Origin of the sequence: Mycolicibacterium lutetiense (assembly GCF_017876775.1) — a bacterium.
Taxonomy (GTDB): Bacteria; Actinomycetota; Actinomycetes; order Mycobacteriales; family Mycobacteriaceae; genus Mycobacterium; species Mycobacterium lutetiense.
Genome location: NZ_JAGIOP010000001.1, coordinates 445,575 through 467,529 on the forward strand (window position 1 = coordinate 445,575; position 21,955 = coordinate 467,529).

21 protein-coding genes are annotated in these 21,955 nt (G+C 67.0%); 13 read left to right on the forward strand and 8 right to left on the reverse strand.

What is annotated here, in order from left to right; all coding sequences use genetic code 11:
- Positions 1 to 33 precede the first annotated feature (33 nt).
- Both JOF57_RS02225 and JOF57_RS02230 read left to right on the forward strand, forming a co-directional pair.
- Positions 34 to 885 carry a class II glutamine amidotransferase gene (locus JOF57_RS02225; protein WP_209913217.1) on the forward strand — a complete coding sequence of 284 codons (852 nt, stop codon included), beginning with the start codon at positions 34 to 36 and terminating at the stop codon, positions 883 to 885.
- 35 nt (positions 886 to 920) lie between these two features.
- Positions 921 to 1,778, forward strand: coding sequence for a patatin-like phospholipase family protein (locus tag JOF57_RS02230; protein ID WP_209913219.1), 858 nt, complete (start codon positions 921 to 923; stop codon positions 1,776 to 1,778).
- Between the two features lies 1 nt (position 1,779).
- Here JOF57_RS02230 and JOF57_RS02235 read toward each other — a convergent pair whose 3' ends face one another.
- The gene (locus JOF57_RS02235) at positions 1,780 to 2,766 is read right to left on the reverse strand and encodes a patatin-like phospholipase family protein (protein ID WP_209913221.1); all 987 of its coding nucleotides are present in this window, start codon (positions 2,764 to 2,766) and stop codon (positions 1,780 to 1,782) included.
- A gap of 270 nt (positions 2,767 to 3,036) precedes the next feature.
- On the opposite strand from JOF57_RS02235, the gene JOF57_RS02240 reads away from it, so the two are divergent.
- Positions 3,037 to 4,338 (forward strand): Glu/Leu/Phe/Val family dehydrogenase, encoded by a 1,302-nt coding sequence (locus tag JOF57_RS02240; RefSeq protein ID WP_209913223.1) that lies wholly within the window; start codon positions 3,037 to 3,039, stop codon positions 4,336 to 4,338.
- A gap of 79 nt (positions 4,339 to 4,417) precedes the next feature.
- A complete protein-coding gene (locus JOF57_RS02245; protein WP_209913225.1) occupies positions 4,418 to 6,127 on the forward strand; it encodes a SulP family inorganic anion transporter in 1,710 nt (569 codons plus the stop codon).
- Here the strand turns inward: JOF57_RS02245 and lpqV are convergent.
- The gene (gene lpqV / locus JOF57_RS02250) at positions 6,124 to 6,582 is read right to left on the reverse strand and encodes a lipoprotein LpqV (protein WP_209913227.1); all 459 of its coding nucleotides are present in this window, start codon (positions 6,580 to 6,582) and stop codon (positions 6,124 to 6,126) included. The two genes, JOF57_RS02245 and lpqV, sit on opposite strands and share 4 nt — an antisense overlap.
- Positions 6,583 to 6,700: 118 nt before the next feature.
- On the opposite strand from lpqV, the gene JOF57_RS02255 reads away from it, so the two are divergent.
- Together JOF57_RS02255 and JOF57_RS02260 are read left to right on the forward strand one after the other, a co-directional pair.
- The gene (locus JOF57_RS02255) at positions 6,701 to 7,216 is read left to right on the forward strand and encodes a cysteine dioxygenase (protein WP_209913229.1); all 516 of its coding nucleotides are present in this window, start codon (positions 6,701 to 6,703) and stop codon (positions 7,214 to 7,216) included.
- A 5-nt stretch (positions 7,217 to 7,221) separates the two neighbouring features.
- Positions 7,222 to 7,590: a rhodanese-like domain-containing protein gene (locus JOF57_RS02260; RefSeq protein WP_209913231.1), complete on the forward strand. Its 369-nt coding sequence runs from the start codon at positions 7,222 to 7,224 to the stop codon at positions 7,588 to 7,590.
- 11 nt (positions 7,591 to 7,601) lie between these two features.
- Here the strand turns inward: JOF57_RS02260 and JOF57_RS02265 are convergent, their stop codons facing one another.
- The 3 genes from JOF57_RS02265 to JOF57_RS02275 form a co-directional block, all read right to left on the reverse strand.
- On the reverse strand, positions 7,602 to 9,242 hold the full coding sequence (locus tag JOF57_RS02265; protein WP_209915727.1) for an alpha/beta hydrolase: 1,641 nt from the start codon (positions 9,240 to 9,242) through the stop codon (positions 7,602 to 7,604).
- A gap of 78 nt (positions 9,243 to 9,320) precedes the next feature.
- Positions 9,321 to 10,097 carry an enoyl-CoA hydratase gene (locus JOF57_RS02270; RefSeq protein WP_209913233.1) on the reverse strand — a complete coding sequence of 259 codons (777 nt, stop codon included), beginning with the start codon at positions 10,095 to 10,097 and terminating at the stop codon, positions 9,321 to 9,323.
- Positions 10,094 to 11,143 (reverse strand): enoyl-CoA hydratase/isomerase family protein, encoded by a 1,050-nt coding sequence (locus JOF57_RS02275; protein ID WP_209913235.1) that lies wholly within the window; start codon positions 11,141 to 11,143, stop codon positions 10,094 to 10,096. Before JOF57_RS02275 ends, JOF57_RS02270 begins: the two co-directional genes overlap by 4 nt.
- A gap of 175 nt (positions 11,144 to 11,318) precedes the next feature.
- Between JOF57_RS02275 and JOF57_RS02280 the strand changes: the two genes are divergently transcribed.
- Together JOF57_RS02280 and JOF57_RS02285 are read left to right on the forward strand one after the other, a co-directional pair.
- Complete coding sequence (locus JOF57_RS02280; protein ID WP_209913237.1) at positions 11,319 to 12,161, forward strand: Bax inhibitor-1/YccA family protein; 843 nt, start codon at positions 11,319 to 11,321, stop codon at positions 12,159 to 12,161.
- 234 nt (positions 12,162 to 12,395) lie between these two features.
- Positions 12,396 to 13,256, forward strand: coding sequence for a DUF559 domain-containing protein (locus tag JOF57_RS02285; protein WP_209913239.1), 861 nt, complete (start codon positions 12,396 to 12,398; stop codon positions 13,254 to 13,256).
- 73 nt (positions 13,257 to 13,329) lie between these two features.
- Here JOF57_RS02285 and JOF57_RS02290 read toward each other — a convergent pair whose 3' ends face one another.
- Both JOF57_RS02290 and JOF57_RS02295 read right to left on the reverse strand, forming a co-directional pair.
- Positions 13,330 to 14,547, reverse strand: a complete 1,218-nt coding sequence (locus tag JOF57_RS02290; RefSeq protein WP_209913241.1) for an acetyl-CoA C-acetyltransferase — start codon at positions 14,545 to 14,547, stop codon at positions 13,330 to 13,332.
- Positions 14,548 to 14,589: 42 nt separating this feature from the next.
- Positions 14,590 to 15,540 carry an SGNH/GDSL hydrolase family protein gene (locus JOF57_RS02295; RefSeq protein ID WP_209913243.1) on the reverse strand — a complete coding sequence of 317 codons (951 nt, stop codon included), beginning with the start codon at positions 15,538 to 15,540 and terminating at the stop codon, positions 14,590 to 14,592.
- A 193-nt stretch (positions 15,541 to 15,733) separates the two neighbouring features.
- On the opposite strand from JOF57_RS02295, the gene JOF57_RS02300 reads away from it, so the two are divergent.
- The 5 genes from JOF57_RS02300 (at position 15,734) to JOF57_RS02320 (ending at position 21,261) form a co-directional block, all read left to right on the forward strand.
- Positions 15,734 to 16,771 (forward strand): alpha/beta hydrolase, encoded by a 1,038-nt coding sequence (locus tag JOF57_RS02300; protein ID WP_209913245.1) that lies wholly within the window; start codon positions 15,734 to 15,736, stop codon positions 16,769 to 16,771.
- A gap of 29 nt (positions 16,772 to 16,800) precedes the next feature.
- On the forward strand, positions 16,801 to 18,207 hold the full coding sequence (locus tag JOF57_RS02305; protein ID WP_209913247.1) for a cystathionine beta-synthase: 1,407 nt from the start codon (positions 16,801 to 16,803) through the stop codon (positions 18,205 to 18,207).
- Between the two features lie 178 nt (positions 18,208 to 18,385).
- Entirely contained in the window at positions 18,386 to 19,378 is a 993-nt protein-coding gene (locus JOF57_RS02310; protein WP_209913249.1) for a DUF2189 domain-containing protein, read from the forward strand.
- Positions 19,379 to 19,525: 147 nt separating this feature from the next.
- Positions 19,526 to 20,059 (forward strand): TM2 domain-containing protein, encoded by a 534-nt coding sequence (locus tag JOF57_RS02315; RefSeq protein WP_234937687.1) that lies wholly within the window; start codon positions 19,526 to 19,528, stop codon positions 20,057 to 20,059.
- A 44-nt stretch (positions 20,060 to 20,103) separates the two neighbouring features.
- Positions 20,104 to 21,261 carry a cystathionine gamma-synthase gene (locus tag JOF57_RS02320; RefSeq protein WP_209913253.1) on the forward strand — a complete coding sequence of 386 codons (1,158 nt, stop codon included), beginning with the start codon at positions 20,104 to 20,106 and terminating at the stop codon, positions 21,259 to 21,261.
- 9 nt (positions 21,262 to 21,270) lie between these two features.
- Here the strand turns inward: JOF57_RS02320 and JOF57_RS02325 are convergent, their stop codons facing one another.
- Positions 21,271 to 21,942: a GOLPH3/VPS74 family protein gene (locus tag JOF57_RS02325; RefSeq protein ID WP_209913255.1), complete on the reverse strand. Its 672-nt coding sequence runs from the start codon at positions 21,940 to 21,942 to the stop codon at positions 21,271 to 21,273.
- Positions 21,943 to 21,955: the final 13 nt, after the last annotated feature.

The following is a 21,955-nucleotide window of genomic DNA, read 5'->3' on the forward strand; positions in this document are numbered from 1 at the left end:
GCATCATGGCACTTGATCGGGCAGGCTGAGGGCATGTGCCGATTGTTCGGTTTGCACGCCGGTCGCCGACTGGTGCCGGCGACCTTCTGGCTGCTGGACGCCCCGGACAACCTGGCCGCGCAGAGCCGGCGCAACCCGGACGGCACCGGCCTGGGCATCTTCGGCGCCGACGGAAAACCAGTGCTGCACAAGGAGCCCGTCGCGGCCTGGCAGGACAGCGAATTCGCCACCGAGGCACACGAAGTCACCGCGACGACCTTCATCGCCCACGTCCGATACGCCTCGACCGGGGCGCTCGACGTGGCGAACACCCATCCGTTCCTCCAAGATGGTCGCATCTTCGCGCACAACGGGGTGGTTGAAGGCCTGGAGGCGCTGGACGACCGGATACGCGAACTAGAAGTGACGGACCTGGTCGGAGGGCAGACCGACTCCGAACGCGTCTTCGCGCTCATCACCGCGGCCGTCCGGGCGCATGACGGCGACGTCGGCGCGGGCATCGTCGACGCCGTCGGCTGGCTGGCCGACAACGTACCGATCTACGCCGTCAATCTCCTGCTCAGCACGGCTACCGACATGTGGGCCTTGCGCTACCCCGACACCCACGAGCTGTACGTGCTCGACCGCAGACATCCGGCGCAGCGGCTGGCGCTCCGCAGCCCCCGCATCCGGGCTGAATCCGGGCCGCTGACGTCGCAGCCGTCGGTGGTGTTCGCCAGCGAACCGATGGACGGCGAAGATTGGCAGCTCATCGCCCCCGGCGAGCTGGTGCACGTCGATGCCGACCTGGGGATCGAACGCACGGTGGCATTTCCTGACCCGCCGCGTCACCTCCTGCACCGTGAGGACCTGTCCGCGAAGGCCGCGGCATCGCAGCACGCTTAGCCGCGCTTTCCGGCGCCCTGGCAGACTCGACGTTCGTGACTTCCAAACGTGCACTGGTGCTCGCTGGTGGCGGTATCGCCGGAATCGCCTGGGAGACCGGCATCCTGCAGGGCATCGCCGACGAATCTCCCGAAACGGCGGACGCGTTGCTCGCCTCCGATGTGCTCGTCGGCACGTCAGCCGGCTCGACCGTGTCAGCGCAGCTCAGCAGTGGGCTGAGCCTGCAGGAGCTATTCGAACTCCAGGTCGGCACCACGTCCGCTGAACTCGACCCGGGCGTGGGGATCGACAACGTCACCGACCTGTTCGTCAAGGCGATGCTGACGCCCAACACCACCAGGGCACAGAAACTGCAGGGCATCGGTGCCGTGGCACTGAGCACCGACACCGTCGCCGCGGCGGTACGGCGCAAGGTGATCGAAGCGCGGCTGCCCTCGCATGACTGGCCCGACCGGGTACTACGGATCTCGGCCATCGATATCGATACCGGCGAGCTGGTGACGCTCGACTCCGAATCCGGGGCGTCGCTGGTCGACGCCGTCGCCGCCAGTTGCGCGGTACCTGGGGTGTGGCCGGTCGTGACGATCGGCGGCCGCCGGTTCATGGACGGCGGCATCGGCAGCGCGGTCAACATGGTCCTGGCCGCCGACTGTGACACCGCGGTGGCACTCGTCCCGCAAGGTCGATCGACACCGTCGCCGTTCGGTGCCGGTGCGGCCGAGGAGGTCGACGGCTTCGACGGGCGGTCACTCGGGATCTTCGCCGACGACGATGCCCTGGCCGCGTTCGGCAAGAACCCCCTCGACCCGGCCTGCCGGGTGCCATCGGCTCACGCGGGCCGGGCGCAGGGCCGACAGGTGGCGGCCGAGGTCGCAGAATTTCTGGCGGGCTGATTCAGCCGTCGAGCTTCGCCGCGGCCAACTCCTGCCCGGCGGCGATCACCTCGGCTGCCCGGTTGAACTCCAGACTGCGGCACACCGAGCGCGGCACCTCGATGAGCAGATCCGGCGGATAGGCCGCCAGCGTGTGGCGGGCCAGCGCGGCCTGGGCGATGTCGATGGTGCGGTACATGACCTCGAAGCTGCCCAGCCGCGGGAGATCGGCCGGCTGCACCTCGTCCGGCTCGACGTCGGGCTCGGCGTCCGCCTCGGCGTCGGGGTAAGTGCCGGGCACCGAGGACCCGAACCGACTCAGGATGGCCCGGGCCGTCGGCCGGTCCAGCACATTGCGCACCGAGGTGGTGTCGAGCACCGCCGAGGTGCTGCGCAGCATCCGGTCGAGCCATTCGGTGCTCGGCTTCGGATCGTGCTCGGCGGCGGGTATCGCGGCCGTCCCGGGATCACCGCCGGACAGGCTGACCGCGATGGTCAGATCGGCGTTGACCGCGGCGATCGGCGCCATGGGCAGCGGGTCGAGAATGCCGCCGTCGCCGAGCAATCGGCCGTCCAGCACGTACGGGGCGATCACGCCGGGGATGGCGATCGAGGCGCGGATCGCCGAATCCACCGGGCCGCGCTGCAGCCACACCGGTTTCCCCGCAATGAGATCGGTGGCGACCGCGGTGTAGGGGATCGGCAGCTCCTCGATGGTGACCTCGCCGAGAATGTCACGCACCGCGTCCAGGATCTTCCCCGCACGCAGGATGCCGGCCGCGCTGATCGACGGGTCGAGTAGCCGCAGCACCGCGCGCTGAGTCAGTGTTCGGGCCCATTCGGCGAAATCATCGAGCCTGCCCGCCGCGTGCAGGCCGCCGACGAGTGCGCCCATCGACGAGCCGGAGATGCCGACGATCTCGTGCCCGCGGGACTGCAACTCGTGGATCACCCCGATGTGGGCGTAGCCGCGAGCCCCGCCACTGCCGAGGGCCAGAGCAACACGCATACCGCCATTGTCCCCCAGCGCGCGATCCTCGAAAGTCTTAGAGCATGGTTTGAGACCAGTTCTGCATCTGCCGCACCGTGGTGATGCCAACTAGCATCGGTACAAGGACATTTCGCCCTGGCCCGCGCCGCAGGACGGGCAGGCAGTCAAATTGACGAGCTGACATGGTTGCACAGTCGATCATTCGCAAGATGTGCAGAACAGCACTTCTGGGCCGGGCCACGAATGCCTACCGTTCTGGCATCTCGCCAACCAACTACAGGAGAAGTTGTGACCACGATCGAACACACTGCGTCCGATCTCGCCCGGCGACCGCATCCGGCCACAGCGCACGGAAATCCGTTCGACGACGCACGCGCTCAACTTCGCGATGCCGTCAGGATCCTGGGCTACGACGACGGTATGTACGAGCTGCTGGCCAATCCGCGCCGCGAGCTCACCGTGGCCGTGCCGCTGCGGCGAGATTCCGGTGAGATGGAACTCCTCATCGGACATCGCGTGCAACACAACGTCTCTCGGGGTCCGGCGAAGGGCGGGTTGCGTTATTCCCCCGACGTCACACTCGACGAGGTTCGCGCCCTGGCGATGTGGATGACGTGGAAGTGCGCACTGCTCGATGTGCCTTACGGCGGTGCGAAAGGTGGCATTCGGATCGACCCGCGTCAGTACAGCTCCTCGGAACTGGAACGGGTCACCCGCCGCTACACCAGTGAGATCAGTCCGCTGATCGGGCCGGACCATGACATCCCCGCGCCCGACGTCGGGACCGACGAGCAGACCATGGCCTGGATGATGGACACCTATTCTGTCCAGAAGGGGCACACCGTTCTCGGTGTCACTACCGGAAAACCGGTGAGTCTCGGTGGTTCTCTGGGCCGCGCCACGTCGACGTCGCGCGGAGTCGTCCATGTGGCACTGGCTGCGCTGCGGTCCAGGGGCATCCGGGCCGAAGGTTCCACGGCCGCGGTGCAGGGCTTCGGGAAGGTTGGTCGGCACGCGGCGCGCTTCCTGGACGATGCCGGAGTGCGCGTCGTCGCCGTGTCCGACCAGTACGGCGCCATCAGGGCAGATTCCGGTCTCGACATCGCGACCTTGGCGAGTCATGTCGACGCCACCGGCTCGGTAGTCGGTTTCGCAGATGCCGACGCAATCAGCAACGAAGACTTGCTCGCGGTCGACGTCGATCTGCTGGTACCCGCGGCCGTCGAGGGTGTGATCCACGCGGGTAATGCGGGGCAGATCAAGGCCACCGTTGTCGTCGAGGGAGCCAACGGACCTACGACCCCGGAGGCCGACCGCCTTCTCAATGAGGCTGGAACACTGGTCGTTCCCGACATTCTGGCCAACGCCGGCGGCGTCATCGTCTCGTATTTCGAGTGGGTGCAAGCCAATCAGGCTTACTGGTGGGGTGTCGACGAAGTCGAGGCCCGGCTGGCCGAACGCATGCTGACCGCGTGGGAGCACGTCAGCGCCCACGCCGAGAAACTGCAGCTGCCGCTTCGCGCCGCCGCGACCTGCCTGGCCGTCGAACGCGTCGCCCAGGCCGGACAACTACGCGGGCTCTACCCCTAGCGCCGATACGGAAGAATTCCCGGCGCAGGCACATTCGCAGTTTCGCCCACCACAGACTCATTCGTGGGAGGGTTGAACCGTGGGAGCGTCAACGTGCGCGCGAAAGCTCGGTCGCCCCAAACCCCGCGATGTGATCTCCGGGCTGGTCACCGGACTGTTCTCCATCCCCGAGGGCATGGCCTACGCCAGTATCGGTGGGTTCAACCCGGTCACCGGTATCTATGCCGGTGTGGTGCCCGGCATCATCGGCTCCCTGTTCGCGCGCACGGTGCTGATGGTGACCACATTGACGAGCGCCATCGCGCTGACGTCGCGCAGCGTGCTCAAGGAGGCCGGGCTGGATCCGCAGGATCCGGCCAATATCGCCGCACTGGCGGTCGTGGTCGGTGCGGTGATGCTGCTGTTCGGCCTGCTGCGGTTCGGCTCGATCATGAACTTCGTCTCCAATGCGGTGATGACCGGCTTCTCCACCGGCATCGCCCTGCAGATCGTGGCCGGCGTCCTCGGCGACGCCACCGGCTACAAACCGCAGAGCGGCAACACCATTGGCAAGTTCATCGACGCGTTGGCACATATCGGGCTCTGGCATCCGACCGCCGTCGCCGTCGCGCTGGGCACCGTCGCGGTGTGGGCAGTGTTCCACTTCATCAAACCGCTCGAATCGTTCGCGACGTTGCTGGCGCTCGTCGTGGTCACGTCGGCGACCGCGGCGTTCAAGATCGACGTCGAAACCGTAGGGGACATCGCCTCGATCGCGAATGCGCTTCCGCCGGTGACCCTTCCGAACTTCGCCGCCATGCCCGAGCTGATCGTCGGCGGCGTGGCGGTAGCCCTCGTCGCGCTGGCCCAGGCCGCCGGAATCTCCGCCGCTGTGCCCAACCCGGACGGCAGCCGCACCAACATGAACGGCGATTTCCTGGCCCAGGGTGCGGCGAATGTGGCCGGCGGACTGTTCGGGGCGTTGCCGGCAGGCGGCTCACTGTCACGCACCGGGGTGGCGACCTCGGCGGGCGCCCAGACCCGGTGGGCGGGCATCTTCGCCGGGCTCTGGCTTGCCGTGTTGGTGCTGGTCGCCGGGTCGGCCGCCGAGATCATCCCGATGCCGGTGATCGGCGGGTTGATCCTGGTGATCGGCGCCGAGCTGATCGTCGGCCGGCTGCCCGACATCAAGCTGGTGCTGCGGGTCGCTCCACTGTCGGCGGTGGCGATGCTGGTGACCTTCGCGGCGACCACGCAACTCCCGCTGCACACCGCGATCCTCATCGGCGTCATCACCTCACTGGTGCTCTACTGCGCCAAAGCGGCCAAAGCCGCGCAGCTGATGGCGCTGACCCCGGCGCCGGGCGGTGGCTGGCAGCAGGCACCGGTGCCGGAGCGGTGCGCCAGCGATGACGTCACCGTGCTGCATTACGCCGGGGTCGGGCTGTTCGCCGAAGTGGCCCGCATCGACGAAACCTGGCCGCGCGCCGATGGCACCACCAACGCCGTCGTCGTGCTCAGCCTGCGCGCGCTGCCCGATGTGCCGTCATCGGTGACCATCAAGGCCATGCGCCGCTGGGCCGGGCAGCTGACCGACAACAACGGACGGCTCATCATCTGCGGGGTCGACGCCGCCACCGCGGAGGTGCTGCGGCGGGGCGGGCTCGACGACCTGCTGGGCGACGACGGCATCGTCCCGGCGTCCGACCGGGTCTTCGGCGCGCTCGACACCGCAGTCGAGCGGGGGCGCGCCTGGGTGGCCGCCCAGAGCGGCGGACCGGGAGATTTGCCGCAGCGTGATTCGAACTAGCTGCAGAGCTCGTCGGCCGCTGCCTGCGCGGCAACGACGACCGCAGCCTGACGTCCCGGCTCGAGATCAGCCCAGGCCACGTTGTAGGTGCCCGGACCAGGCGCCGCCTCGGGCGCCTGGACGCTCGCCAGGTAGGGCTCGATCTGCGCCTTGAGGTCCCCGCCCTTGGCCTCCATCCAGATCTTGGCGGCGTGACAGGCCTGGAAGTACTCCTCTTCGGTGGACTGCGCGTCGGCACCGACCGCGGTCGTGACCCCACCGGGGGACACCGCGACCTCGCCCGGCTTGGCCGTCGGGGTCGACGATTCCGACGTCGCGGTGGCTTGCGGCGACGGTGCCGTGGATTCCCCGGATTGCCCCTGGCCGGCCTCGGTCGAGCATCCGATCAGCAGGCTCAGGCCTGCAGCGGCGACGGTTCCGGCGGTCAGGCGGGTGGTCCACGTGTAACGGCGCATGCAGCCAATCTATGCAACACTGGCCCACATGACGGAAGGGACCGGATTCCAGGAGTGTTGTCGGGCGCGTTAGCGGACCCGTCCATCCTTTCCGACCGTCATTCCTGGAGTTTCTCTGATGCTGTCCACACTTGCGCCTGTTCCTGCGGTTTCCGCGCCCACCCGGCTGCGCTTGCCCGATCTGCTGCACACCACCGACCGCGCCGCCGACGACGTGCTGTCCGGCCGCTACGACCGCCTGCTGCGCGGGCTGCCCAAGGACGACCGGTGGTACACCCGGTTATCCGGTGACGACGAAGTCGAGGTCTGGCTGATCAGCTGGGTGCCCGACAAGGCCACCGAACTACACGACCACGGCGGCTCCCTGGGTGCCTTGACCGTGGTGTCCGGCGAGCTGACCGAATCCCGTTGGAACGGTGAGGTGTTGCGTCACCGGCGGCTCGAGGCCGGGGACCAGGCCGCCTTCCCGCTGGGCTGGGTCCACGACGTGGTGCAGGCACCCGACGCGGTGGCTGGGCCGACCTTGAGTGTGCACGCCTACTCGCCGCCACTGACGGCGATGTCCTACTACGAGGTGACACCGCAGAAGACGTTGCGCCGCAACCGTACCGAGCTCACCGACGCGCCGGAGTGATGGCAATGAGTCGCATCGACATTGTGCTGGAGCAAGCCCGTACCCGGCTGCACCGACTGCCCGCCTCGGGTCTTTCCGAGGCACTCACTGCCGGAGCCGTGCTGGTCGACATCCGCCCGGCCGCTCAACGCGCCGCCGAAGGGTCGGTGCCCGGCGCGCTGGTCATCGAACGCAACGTGCTGGAGTGGCGCTGCGACCCGACCAGCGAAGCGCGTCTCCCGCAGGCCGTCGACGACGACGTCTACTGGGTGATCCTGTGCTCGGAGGGCTACACCTCGAGCCTGGCTGCCGCATCGTTGGTGGATCTCGGGCTGCACCGGTCCACCGATGTCGTCGGCGGGTACCACGCGCTGGTCGCCGCCGGCCAGGTGTAAACGGCAGGCGCTCAGCTGTTTTCGTTGCTGCTCAACAGTGGCCGCAGCTTCGCGGTCTGCTCCGGGGTCCAACCCGGGGGCTGAAGCACCGCGGCCCAGGCGTCTGCCACGTTCTCGACGTACACGTGTCCGTGTCCGTCGGGAACGTCGATGGCCACTGCCATGTCCGCCGAGACCTGCAGGAAGGTCACCACCGGAATCCACTCCATGCGCCGGGACACGTCGTACCCACGAGGCTCACGCAGCCAATCCGGTTTGGCGAACAGCAAATCGGGCGTCCACCAGGAGATCGGGTCCGATGCGTGCTGCAGATACACCGCCCGCGGGTGACCCCACGGCGCGGCGGGCCGGTCCAGATTCTCGGCTTTCGCGCTGAACCGCACGTTCTGGCCGTTGTCGTAGATCGGCAGCCACTCCGGCGAACCGGCGTCGCGGTCGCGGGTCAGCGTCGTCCAGATCGTGTTCTTGAACGTCGGACCCGAGAACAGCGCACCGTCGGTACGGGCGATGAGATTGTTCAGCGACAGGAAGGGCGTCTCGCCACCGAACGACCCGAGGCTCTCCCCGAACACCACCAGCTTGGGACGCTTTTCCTCCGGCATCGCGCGCACCAAGGCGTCGACGGCCTCGAACAACGCCTGCCCGGCCTGCCGGGCGTTCTCCTGGTCGACCAGGAACGACAACCAACTCGGCAGGAATGAGTACTGCATCGACACGATCGCGGTGTTGCCGTTGTACATGTACTCAAGCGCCGAGGCCTCCGCCTCGTTGATCCAGCCGGTACCCGTAGTGGTGGCCACCGCGACCACGGCACGGTTCAGGCCGCCGGTGCGCTGCAACTCCCTGGCCGCCAACTCAGCGGTGGCCTTGATGCCGTCAGCGGAATGCAGGCCCGCATAGGCGCGGATCGATTCGGTCGCGGGTTTGCCGTTGAACCGCGAAAGCTGTTGCACGGTAGGGCCTGCCGAGACGAAGATCCGGCCCTGATGCCCCAGCGACTCCCAGCTGGCCAGCGACTGGGGGCCGCCCGAGCGCAGGGGCGACATGGGGGCGGGGAAGTCGGGATCGCTCTCGTCGTTGACCGACGCGAACGTCCGGTTGATGGTGTCCATCGCCACCCGGACCACTACGCCGTTCAGCAGGGCGATGGACAGCGCCAGCAGCAATGCCACCGCGACCACGGCCGAAACTCGCGGCGGCAGAAAGCGATCCAGCTTCAGGTCCAGGAAACGCACCAGCTTGCGGACCAATTGTCCGATCTCGACGAACGCGAACAGCACCACGATCGACAGCACGGCGGTCAGCGGGTGATCCCAGAACTTCAGCCGGGGCACACCCATGAAGTCCCGGACCTCGTCCTGCCAGATGTGGAAGTAGACGATCATCAGGATCTGCCCGACGACACCGACGACGAGCAAGGTCAGCCAGGCCCACTTGGGGGCCCTCGGGCTGGTCTCCTTGGATCGCATGTATCGAACCAGCCACACCCCGAAAACGCCGAGGCCGTAGCCGGTTGCGCCGGCCCCGCCGCTGACCAGGCCCTGGAACAGTGGCCCTCGGGGCAGCAGCGACGGGGTCAGCGAGAACCAGATGAACACCAGACCCACCGCGGTGCCGAAGAACGTGTAGTGGCGCGCCCACCACACCGGCATGGCATCCGGTTCGGTGGCAACTTCGTCGACGGGATCGGCGGCCGGTGCGGGTGAGTCGGTCTCGGTCACCCGTCGACCTTAGCGATGGGTGAAGTTCGCGGCGCGCTTCTCGGAGAACGCCGCCATGCCTTCCTTCTGGTCGGCGGTGGCGAAGGCCGAGTGAAACAGCCTGCGCTCGTAGAGCAATCCTTCGGTCAGGCTGGACTCGAACGCGCGACTGACCGCTTCCTTGGCCATCCGCGACGCCGACAGCGACATCCCCGCGATGGTCGCGGCCACGGCCAGAGACTCGTCGATCAGGGTGTCGGCGGGCACCAGTCGCGACACCAGTCCGGCGCGCTCGGCCTCGACGGCGTCGATGGTGCGGCCGGTGAGGATCAGGTCCATCGCCTTGGCCTTGCCGATCGCCCGGGTCAACCGCTGGCTGCCGCCCATCCCCGGCAGCACGCCCAGCTTGATCTCGGGCTGACCGAACTTCGCCGAGTCCGCGGCGATCAGGATGTCGCACATCATCGCCAGCTCACAGCCGCCGCCCAACGCGTATCCGGCGACCGCGGCGATCGTCGGAGTGCGGGTGGCGGCGAACTTCGACCACAGTTCGAAGAAGTCGGCCGAGTACACGTCGGCGAACGACAGCTCGGCCATCTCCTTGATATCGGCGCCGGCGGCGAACGCCTTCTCATTGCCGGTGACGATGATCGCACCGACGCTCGGGTCGCCGTCGAGTTCGGCTGCGGCCGTCGTTACCTCGGTCATCACCTGGGTGTTGAGCGCGTTGAGCGCCTTGGGCCGGTTCAACTTGATGGTGGCGACCCGGTCGGTGCGGGTCACCAGGATCGTCTCGAACTCACTCATTGGTTGTCCTCCTGGAAGGTCAGATCAGGGCTGGTCGGAACGAAGTACGCCTCGATGTCGGCGGGGGTGACCGCTGCGACCGAGGCCGGGGACCATTGCGGGTTGCGGTCCTTGTCGACGAGTTGAGCGCGGATGCCCTCGACGAAGTCATGAGATTTCACCGAGGCGGACGAGGTTCGGTACTCCTGGCGCAGCACGTCCTCCAGTGTCGCCAGCTCGGCGGCCCGGCGCACCGCTTCCAGCGTGACGGCCAGGGCGATGGGGGAGCGGGTGGCGATCAGATCCGCAGCAGCGTGCGCGGCCGGTTCGTCGTGCCCGCGCAGTGCGGCGATGATGTCGGCCACGGTGTCACCGGCATAGCACTCGTCGATCCAGCCGCGCTGTTCGAGCAGTGGGCTGGCCGGCGGTTCGGTGGCGTAGGTGGCCAGGGCGTTCTTCACGCCGCCGTTGACGATGGCCTCGGCGAAGTCGGCCAGCTGGTCGTGCGACACGTAATGGTCGGCGAAGCCCATGGCGATGGCGTCGGCTCCGGAGAACGGGGCGCCGGTGAGCGCGGCGTGCAGGCCGAGCGCGCCGGGGGCGCGCGAGAGCAGATAGGTGCCGCCGACGTCGGGGATGAAACCGATGCCGACCTCGGGCATCGCCATCTTGGTGGTGTCGGTCGCGACCCGGACGCTGCCGTGGGATGCGACGCCGACGCCGCCGCCCATCACGATGCCGTCCATCAACGCGACATATGGTTTCGGATAGCTACCGATATAGGCGTTGAGCAGGTATTCGTCGTACCAGAACCGCTGCGCAGCCCCGTCGTCGGCCTTCGCGCTGTGATAGAGCGCCACCACGTCACCACCCGCGCACAACCCGCGTTCGCCGGCACCGGTCAACAGCACGGTGTGGATGGAGTCGTCGTCCGCCCAGGCGTGCAGCGCTTCGGAGATGCCCGCGACCATGGCGTCATTGAGCGAGTTGATCGCCTTGGGCCGGTTCAGCGTGAGGATGCCGACGCCGTTGCGGACACTTACTAGGACGTCCTCGTTTTCTGTCACGAGTTGCAATCTAGTTCGGACCCCCTGTTGTGGTGCGCTACGGGTAGGGTTTGCCTCAAGATCAAACCTGGACGTTTCCTGAAAGCTTTCTGGAGTCGACGGGAACCCAGCCGGACCATTGATCGTTGAGCTACTAGTTCGTACTCGAACACATCTCATCAGAGAGGACCCGACGGTGCGCGAAACCAGCAACCCGGTATTCCGCAGCCTGCCAAAGCAGCAGGGCGGATACGCACAATTCGGTACCGGAGCCGCCGGCTTCGGTGCACAGCAAATGCAGCAGCATGCGCCGGAGTACTTGGACCAGCAGCAGGCCGGCGTTTCTCGCCCGCTGACCATTGATGACGTCGTCACCAAGACCGGCATCACCCTGGCCGTGCTGTCGGCCGTCGCGGTGGTGTCCTACTTCCTGGTGTCGGGCAACCTGGGCCTGGCGACGCCGTTCGCGCTGATCGGCGGTCTCGGCGGCCTGGCGCTCGTCCTGGTAGCCACCTTCGGCCGCAAGCAGGACAACCCGGCGATCGTGCTGAGCTACGCGGCGCTGGAGGGCCTGTTCCTCGGTGCGGTGTCGTTCATCATCGCCAACGTCGCCTCGGTCGGCGGACCCGGCATGATCGCGCAGGCGGTTGTCGGGACCATGGGTGTGTTCTTCGGAATGCTCGTCGTCTACAAGACCGGGGCCATCCGCGTCACGCCGAAGTTCACCCGCATGATCGTGGCCGCCATGTTCGGCGTCCTGGCACTCATGCTGCTCAACTTCGTGTTGGCGATGTTCGGCGTTGGCGGCGGTGCCGGTATGGGCCTGCGCGACGGCGGCATGATGGCCATCATCTTCTCGCTGGTGTGTATCGGCATCGCGGCGTTCAGCTTCCTGATCGACTTCGACGCCGCCGACCAGATGGTCCGTGCCGGTGCTCCGGAGAAGGCCGCGTGGGGCATCGCCCTGGGCCTGACCGTCACCCTGGTCTGGCTGTACATCGAGATCCTCCGGTTGCTGTCGTACTTCAACAACGACTAGCAACCCTGCCCCGAGAAAGGCGTCCGCGATTGCGGGCGCCTTTTTCTTTTGGGTTTTGGCGACCGAGCCTGCGCTGACGGCACCGAGTCTGCACTCAGGGCGTGAAATCGCACGAATCCGCACTCCGAGCGCAGGCTCGACGCCCTGTACACAGAGTCGATTTCATCCACAGCTGTGGCTCGCCGACGCCTTCGTGAATGCCCGCTGTCGGAGATGGCTCGCAACGTCGACACCATGACCATCTTCGACAGTCCGTTCATCGGTTCAGAAGCGTTGCGGGCCGGTCTGATCCGCAAGCATCAGTTGCGCGCGAATTTCCGCGCCATCCTGCCCGACGTCTATGTGGCCCGGGACTTCAGTCCGGGGCTGCTTGATCGGGCCAGGGCAGCATGGCTGTGGTCGCACCGCCGGGGAGTGCTGGCAGGTGCCACCGCTGCAGCGTTGCACGGGGCGAAATGGGTCGACGATTCCGCGCCGGTTGAGTTGATCTGGACCAATGCCAGGAGCCCGCTCGGCGTGCGGACATCCGCAATGCGCTTGCAGCCGAACGAGATCGGACAGGTCCGCGAACTGCCCGTGACGACACCCGAGCGGACTGCGTTCGACATCGGCCGCACGCCAGGCCTCGGTCGCGCGGTGGCCCGGCTCGATTCCCTCGTCAGGGCAACGGGATTGAAGGTTCGCGATGTGGAACAAGTGGCGGCCCGGTATCGCGGAGCGCGCGGACTGCGCCAAATCGAGAGGGCGCTTCCGATGCTCGATGCCGGGTCGCAATCTCCGAAGGAAACCTGGCTGCGCCTGCTCCTCATCGATGATGGTCTACCGCGCCCGCAGACTCAGATCCCAGTGATCGGGGCAAACGGCTATGCGTTCGCCTACCTCGATATGGGCTGGACCGAATGGATGGTCGCGGTGGAGTACGACGGGGACCAACATCGCAGTGATCGCATGCAATACGTGAAGGACATCCGCCGGACAGCCGAGCTGGAGCGGATGGGCTGGATCATCGTCAGGGTGGTGGCAGAGGACCGGCCGTCCGACATCCTAAGAAGAGTGCGGGCAGCGATCGCCAGTAGGCAAGTCACGCTGCTCTGAGTACAGCGAGTCTGCGCACAGATCGCGAAATCGCGTGAAATCGCGATCTGTACGCAGACTCGGCGAGAAGCAATTAGGAGAGACGCTCCACAACCATCGCCATACCCTGGCCGCCGCCGACACACATCGACTCGATGCCGAAGGTCTTGTCGTAGGTCTGCAGGTTGTTCAGCAGCGTGGCGGTGATGCGGGCACCGGTCATGCCGAACGGGTGGCCCAGCGCGATCGCGCCGCCCGAAACGTTCAGCTTGTCCTCGTCGATGCCGAGCTCACGAGCCGAACCGATCACCTGGACGGCGAAGGCCTCGTTGATCTCGACCAGGTCGATATCGGAGATCTTCTTTCCGGCCTTGGCGAGCGCCCTCTTGATGGCCTCGATCGGACCCAGGCCCATGATCTCCGGCGACAGGCCGGACACCCCGGTGGACACGATCCGAGCCAGCGGGGTCAGGCCCAGCTCCTTGGCCTTGGTGTCGCTCATGATGACGACGGCGGCAGCGCCGTCGTTCAGGGGACACGCGTTGCCGGCGGTGATCGTGCCGTTGGCCCGGAACACCGGCTTGAGCTGGCTGATCTTCTCGTACGACGTGCCGGCACGCGGGCCGTCGTCGGTGGAGACGACGGTGCCGTCGGGCAGCGTCACGGGTGAGATCTCGCGCTCGAAGAAGCCGCTCTTGATGGCTTCCTCGGCGCGGTTCTGCGAGCGCACGCCCCAGCGGTCCTGGTCCTCGCGGCTGATGCCGGTGTAGGTGACGACGTTCTCGGCCGTCTGGCCCATGGCGATGTAGACGTCGGGGATGAGGCCGTCCTCGCGCGGGTCATGCCACTTGCTCTCGTCCTCAGCCTGCTTGAGGGTGCGCGCCTGTGCCTCGTCGAACAGCGAGTTCTTCGAGTTCGGCGCACCGTCGGCGGCACCGACGCCGAACCGCGACACCGTCTCGACACCTGCGGAGATGAACACGTCACCCTCGCCGGCCTTGATGGCGTGGAAAGCCATCCGGGTGGTCTGCAGCGACGACGAGCAGTACCGGTTGACGGTGGTGCCGGGGAGGAAGTCGTAGCCGAGTTCGACGGCCACCGCGCGAGCGATGTTGTAGCCGGCCTCACCGGCGGGCTGGGCGCAGCCCATCATCAGGTCGTCGATGTGCCGGGGATCCAGGGACGGCACTTTGTCCAGAACGGCTTTCACCATCTGCGCGGCGAGGTCGTCGGGACGCATGGTGGCCAGCGACCCCTTGACGGCGCGGCCGATCGGTGAGCGGGCGGTGGCAACGATGACGGCTTCAGGCATGACGGCTCCTGCTAATCGAATGGCTTGAAAACTCAGTTGAAACTAGCCCGCGGGCACCACGATGGGTGCGGGCACCCCGGTTGAGCGGCGCCACAGCCGGCTGACACTGCCCAGTCGGGTCCACAGGGCTCCGTTATGCGCGGTCGCGGATTCCAGTGCCTCGTCGCCGTCCCATTCGCCCAGGACGCTGCACAGCGCGGGCAGCAGCTGCGTGGCCGCAAGTGCATATCCGGCCGCCGACGGATGGAACATGTCCTCGGAGAACAGCAGGTCAGGGGCTTTGTGGAACTCCGGAGTCAACAGATCCGAGAATGGCACCGGGACGCCTCCCGCGGCCCGTACGGCAGCGGCCTGGGCGCGGGCCAGCCGTAGGCCACGGGCGCGGGTGAAAGCGCGCAAGGGCTGCGGGATTGCGGTGATCACCCCGAAATCCGGGCAGGTGCCGACCACGACGACGGCTCCTGCCGCCCGCAGTCGGCGCACTGCGTCGCCGAGTCGGCGGGCCGACGGACCGAGGCCGTTGGGTTTGGTGATGTCGTTGGCGCCGATCATGATCACGGCGGCGTCCGGTGGTGGGCCCGCCACGAACATGGCATCGATTTGGCCGGACAGCCCCTTCGACGTGGCGCCGACGATCGCCTTCGTGCTCAACCGGATTCGTTTGTCGAACTGATCGGCCACACCCCGGGCGATCAACACCCCGGGCACCTCGTCGGCAACCCGGCAGCCGTATCCGGTGGCGGTCGAGTCGCCGAAGATCATCAGGTGCAGGTCGAAGGGGACGTCGCGCTCCCACTTCTCCACCGGCCCGCCACCGGCGAGGTACACGCCGTCGGCGCGGGGCGGGACGTCCCAGGACTTGGGGATGACCTGCCGGGCCTTGTCCGCCTGCCCGCTCAACAGATTGCGCGCACCGATGTAGGCCGAAGCCGTAGATGCCACCACCGCAGCGGCGAGGCTAATGGTCGACCGACGCGCCATGCGTATGCCCACGAGCTGAGTCTAGGCGGATGCCACGGGTTGTCCGCGTGGCGCATCGCCCGTGCCGGTCACGGTGCTGTATCAAGTCCGGTATCAAATCAGTTTATTTGACTGTTGAACTGTTTACGAATGTCAAGCTAAGTTACCCGGGTTGTCTGAGTGACGAAGCTCACCTAGCACTACAAAGACGTAGGAAGTGGTGACCATGACTGCACCGAGCAAGGTATCCAGGGCCCATCATGCTGGCATAGGCCCAGCTAGGCCCTATCGCGGGCGTAGGTTTCCGGTCAGTGATGGCGCCCCCGTCGAGGTGGTCGAGGACGGCCCGAGCCTGGCAGGCCGATTGGCTTCGCTGGCGGCGACGCTGACAATCAAGCCGGCCTTGGCAATCGGTAGCCACGTACCGCATCTGCCGTGGCCGTTCGGGCTGATCAATTTCGCCGCGCGGCTGATCCGGCCGGCACCCGGGACCATCAAAGCGACCATCGCGCTGCCGCACTGCACCGCGCATCTGGTGCGCGCCGACGGTGTGCTGCCCGCCGACGGGAAGCGCAGCGTGATCCTCTATCTGCACGGCGGTGCGTTCCTGGCCTGCGGGGCCAACACGCACTCGGGCGTCGTCACGGCGCTGTCCGAGTACGCCGACAGCCCGGTGCTCGTGGTGGATTACCGGATGGTTCCCAAGCACTCGGTCGGCACCGCGATCGAGGACTGTTACGACGGCTATCAGTGGCTGCGCCTGCGTGGCTACGAACCGGATCAGATCGTCCTGGCCGGTGACTCGGCGGGCGGCTACCTGTCGCTGGCGCTGGCCGAGCGACTGGTCGATGAAGGCGAGATGCCCGCGGCTTTGGTGACGATGTCACCGCTGTTCGAGATCGACAACGAGTCACGGGCCAACCACCCCAACATGCACACCGACGCGATGTTCCCGCCCAAGGCGTTCGACGCCCTCGTCGAACTCATCGAGCGCGCCGCCGAGCGCAAGGGCGAGGACGTCTACGAGCCCCTCGACCACATCGAGCCCGGTCTGCCGCGCACGCTGATCCACGCGTCGGGCTCGGAGGTTCTGCTCAGCGATGCACGAAAGGCCGCGCACATGCTGGCCGCTGCCGGGGTTCCCGTCGAGCTCCGGATCTGGCCCGGTCAGATGCATGTCTTCCAGCTCGCGTCGCCGGTGGTGTCCGAGGCGAAGCGCTCATTACGCCAGATCGGCGAATACATTCGAGAGGCCACCTGGTAAGCGATTCTCGGGCCTGAGACCATTGACGTATGCGCATCGCCAGGCACATCAGTGAGCTCATCGGCAATACTCCGCTGGTACAGCTGAACTCGGTTGTCCCCGAAGGCTCAGGCATGGTCTTGGCCAAGGTCGAGTACCTGAACCCCGGTGGCAGCTCCAAGGACCGCATCGCCGCCAAGATGATCGACGCGGCCGAGGCCAGCGGCGAGCTCAAGCCCGGCGGCACGATCGTCGAGCCGACGTCCGGCAATACCGGTGTGGGTCTGGCGATGGTCGCCCAGACCCGCGGCTACCGGTGCATTTTCGTCTGCCCTGACAAGGTCAGCGAGGACAAGCAGAACGTGATGCGCGCCTACGGCGCCGAAGTGGTGGTGTGCCCGACGGCTGTGGCCCCGGAGGATCCGGACAGCTACTACAGCGTGTCCAACCGCCTGGTCGAGGAGATCGACGGCGCCTGGAAGCCCGATCAGTACTCCAACCAGATGGGTCCGGCCAGCCACTACGAGACGACGGGCCCGGAGATCTGGGCCGACACCGAAGGCAAGGTCACCCACTTCGTGGCCGGGGTCGGCACCGGCGGCACCATCACGGGCACCGGGCGCTACCTGAAAGAGGTATCGGCCGGCCGTCCGGGAGGTCCGGTCCAGGTGATCGGCGCCGACCCGGAGGGCTCGGTGTACTCGGGCGGAACCGGACGCCCGTACCTGGTGGAAGGTGTCGGCGAGGACTTCTGGCCTTCGGCGTACGACCCCTCGGTTCCCGACGGGATCATCGCCGTCTCCGACGCCGATTCGTTCGATATGACGCGGCGGCTGGCGCGCGAAGAGGCGCTGCTGGTTGGTGGGTCCTGCGGCATGGCGGTCGTCGCCGCACTCGAGGTGGCCCGCAAGGCCGGGCCCGACTCGATCGTCGTGGTGCTGCTGCCTGACGGCGGACGCGGTTACCTCTCAAAGATTTTCAACGACTCGTGGATGTCGTCATACGGATTCCTGCGCAACCGGCTCGACGGTTCGATCGAGCAGTCGACCGTCGGCGACGTCCTGCGCGGCAAATCCGGGGCGCTGCCCGACCTGGTGCACACCCACCCGGCGGAGACGGTGCGCGACGCGATCGGCATCCTGCGCGAGTACGGCGTCTCGCAGATGCCGGTGGTCGGCGCCGAGCCTCCGGTGATGGCGGGCGAGGTGGCCGGCAGTGTGTCCGAGCGGGAACTGCTGTCCGCGGTATTCGAGGGACGGGCCAAGCTGGCCGACGCGGTCGCCGAACACATGGGCCCGCCGTTGCCACTGCTCGGCGCGGGGGAGTTGGTCTCCACAGCAGCCAAGACATTGCGCGAATGCGACGCGGTGATGGTCGTCGAGGACGGCAAGCCGGTCGGCGTGCTCACTCGCCACGATCTGCTGGGGTTCCTGTCCGAGGCCGGTGGGCGACACTAGACCCGGCTGGCTGCATTGTGCCGGCCCATTGTGCCCGGCGAACACGCTCGTTTTTGTCCTGCCAAAGGGGGTTGCCGGTGCGTAATCTTCCTGTGGAGCAGTCTGTCCATCTAGGTGCCGGCAGAACGTAGCGTCCGTCCGCGCGGAGCGCTATCGGCAGACGAGGAGAGCTTTCGACGTGACCGATCAACCGCCCCCGCCCGGGAACTACCCGCCGCCGCCGGAGGGTGGCTACCCGCCTCCGCCGCCGCAGCAGGGTGGCTATCCGCCGCCCCCCGGCGGCAGCTACCCGCCTCCGCCTCCCGGCGGTTACCCGCCCCCACCCCAGGGTGGCGGCTACGCGCCTCCGCCTCCCAGTGGCGCCGGTGGCTACCCAGCCCCGGGCGGCTACCCGCCTCCCGGCGGTTACCCGCCGCCCGGTGGATTTCCGCCTGCCGGCTACGGGGCCCCCGGCTACCCGCCCGCGGGCGGACCCGGATTCGGCGGCGCTCCCTACAGCGTGGGTGACGCCTTCTCGTGGGCCTGGAACAAGTTCACCAAGCATCCGGTCGAAATCCTGGTGGCGACGCTGGTGTACGGAGCCATTTACGGTGTGCTGCAGTTCATCTTCCGGATGATCGAGGCTCCGTTCACCGAGGTGGACAGCTCGGACCCGGACAGCTTCACCTTCTCGATGGGCGCCACCGGCCTCCTCGTCTCACTGGTGCTCGGCCTCGTGGGTGTGGTGATCGGCGCGGTGATCCAGTCCGCCTACATCGGCGGCATGCTCGACATCGCCAACGGTGCACCGGTGACGATCGGATCGTTCTTCCGTCCGCGCCAGGTCGGCAATGTCATCATCGCCTCGGTGGTGTCGTCGATCATCATCCTTATCGGTGTTGTCCTGTGCATCATCCCGGGCTTCATCGCCGCGATCATGCTGATGTTCACCACGGTTGCCGTACTTGACCGCAACCTGCCGGGTACCGAAGCCGTCAAGACCAGCTTCAACCTCTCCAAGGCGAACTTCGGACCGGTGGCATTGACCTGGCTCGTCACCGTCGCCCTCACCATCGTCGGCATCCTGCTGTGTGGTGTCGGCATGCTGGTGGCCTACCCGGTGGTCTCGCTGATCACGATCTACGCTTGGCGTCGGCTCAGCGGCGTCTCGGTGGCACCGCTGACCCCGTAGGAGAACCGACCTCAGCGCCCACGGCGCGTACGGCAGAAATGCCTGCGCCGTGGGCGCTGTGTTCCGTGACATCATTTCAGCTAGCCTGCCGACGCCGAATCCATTTCGGAGTTCGGCGTATTCGAGAAAGTCGGGGCCCTAATGTCGATGCCGAATCCGCCCGGGGATTTCTACGGGAAGCCGCCTCAGGGGATCCCGCCCCAAGGTTTTCCGCCCCAGGGGACTCCTGCCCAGGGAATGCCGCCGCAGGGTTTTCCGCCCCAGGGGATGCCTCCGCAGGGTTTTCCTCCGCAGGGCGCGCCGCAATACGGTGGATACCCGCCCCAGGGCGCGCCGGCCGGGTACCCGGGCCAGCCGCAGCCCTACGGTGCCTATCTCGCCGATCCGGCGGCGCCGTTCGGTCGCGATCCGCTCACCGGGGAGCCGCTCTCTGACAAGACCGCGATGACCGCCGGCCTGCTGCAATTCTTCCTGGGCGCTTTTGGTGTCGGACGCTTCTACCTCGGCTACACCACGATCGGCGCGATCCAGCTGGGGCTGACCCTCCTCGGCCTCATCACGTCGATCCTGATCGTCGGAATCTTCATCTGCCTCGGTGTCGGAGTCTGGGCTCTGGTGGATGCGGTCATGATGTTCACCCGATCGATGCCCGACGCGCAGGGGCGCAAGCTGCGTAGCTGACCGGCGGGGCGCGCTCGCGCCCATCCGGATAGGCTCGACACGTTATGAGTGAACAGCGCAGGTGGCACGGTCTGGCCACAAAAGCCATCCACGCCGGTTACCGACCCGACCCGGGCACCGGAGCCGTCAACACCCCGATCTACGCCAGCTCGACCTTCGCCCAGGACGGCGTCGGCGGATTGCGTGGCGGATTCGAGTACGCCCGTACCGGGAATCCCACCCGGCAGGCGCTGGAATCAGCGCTGGCCGCGGTCGAGGAAGCCGCCTACGGGCGCGCCTTCAGCTCGGGCATGGCCGCCACCGACTGTGCCCTGCGCGCGGTGTTGCGGCCCGGCGACCACGTGGTGATTCCCGATGACGCCTACGGCGGTACGTTCCGGCTCATCGACAAGGTGTTCTCGCAGTGGGGGATCACCCATACCCCGGTCCCGCTGAGCGACCTGGACGCGGTGCGTTCGGCGCTCACCCCGCGGACCCGGTTGATCTGGGTGGAGACGCCCACCAACCCGCTGCTGAGCGTGGCGGACATTCCCGGGATCGTCCAGATAGCGTCGGCCTCGGGCGTCAAGGTGCTGGTGGACAACACGTTTGCCTCACCGGCGCTGCAGCAGCCGCTGCTGCTGGGTGCCGACATCGTGCTGCACTCGACCACCAAGTACATCGGTGGGCACTCGGATGTGGTGGGCGGTGCGCTGCTGACCAACGACGAGGAACTCGACGCGGCATTCGCCTTCCTGCAGAACGGCGCCGGAGCCGTACCGGGACCGTTCGACGCGTACCTGACCATGCGTGGGCTCAAGACGTTGGTGCTGCGGATGCGCCAGCACAGCGAAAACGCCGCGCTGATAGCCGAATTCCTCGACGGCCACCCCGCCGTCGAGACCGTGCTCTATCCCGGTCTGGCCAGTCACCCCAACCACGATGTGGCGGCGCGGCAGATGTCCGGTTTCGGCGGCATGGTGAGCCTGCAACTACGTGGTGGACCCCGGGCGGCGCGTGAGTTGTGCTCGCGCACTGAGCTTTTCATTCTCGCCGAGTCGCTCGGCGGGGTGGAGTCGTTGATCGAGTACCCGGGTGCGATGACGCATGCGTCGACCGCGGGTTCGCAACTGGAGGTGCCCGACAACCTGGTGCGCCTGTCGGTAGGCATCGAACATGCTGCCGACCTGCTGGCCGACCTGGAGCAGGCGCTCGGGAAGTAGCGCCGAGCGTCAGGCCATCAGGGCCGGACGCAGCGCCGACGTCGTCACTGCCAGATTCATCTCGGGCAGTGCCGACGCGGTCTCTTCCACCCAGATGCCGGTGGCGATTTCGGTGGACCGCGCATGTACCCAGCGCCAGCCCCGGTCGTTGAGGCTCAGGATCGCGCCGAGTCCGTCGACCGCATGCAGCAGGCAGATGATCGCGGCGATGGCCGGCACCGGATTGTGGCCGTCGAACAGGGTGGCCATCAGGGCCGCCCGCGCCCGGCTGACCCGGTCCCGGTTGGTCAGCGGCCAGCAGTAGACCGGCTTGCCCGGAAACCCTTTGCCGGGCATGCGGACCCGACGGATCTCACCGACGCGTTCGAGATGCTGCTCAAGGTTGAGCTGGGTGTGCTTGCTCAGCTTGTTCAGCGCGGCCTCGGCCGAAATCGGCCGGCGTTGCAGTAGTTCGAACGCCGGGTCTCCGATCGGATCGGCGGGCCAATTGCCGGCCAGTGCGATCAACCGGCCGGCCTCGATCGGTTCGCCTGCCATGGCAGGGCGGACCCGGCAGGCGTACGCCAGGTCCAGCAGTACTGCGGCGCTGAGTACTTTCTCCCTGCGATGGCGGTCAAGCCCGGGCTGCGCGGCTGCGTTGTCCAGCAACAGCAAAAACAGGTCTTCGGCGATTTGCGCCATTTCCCCGACTGTA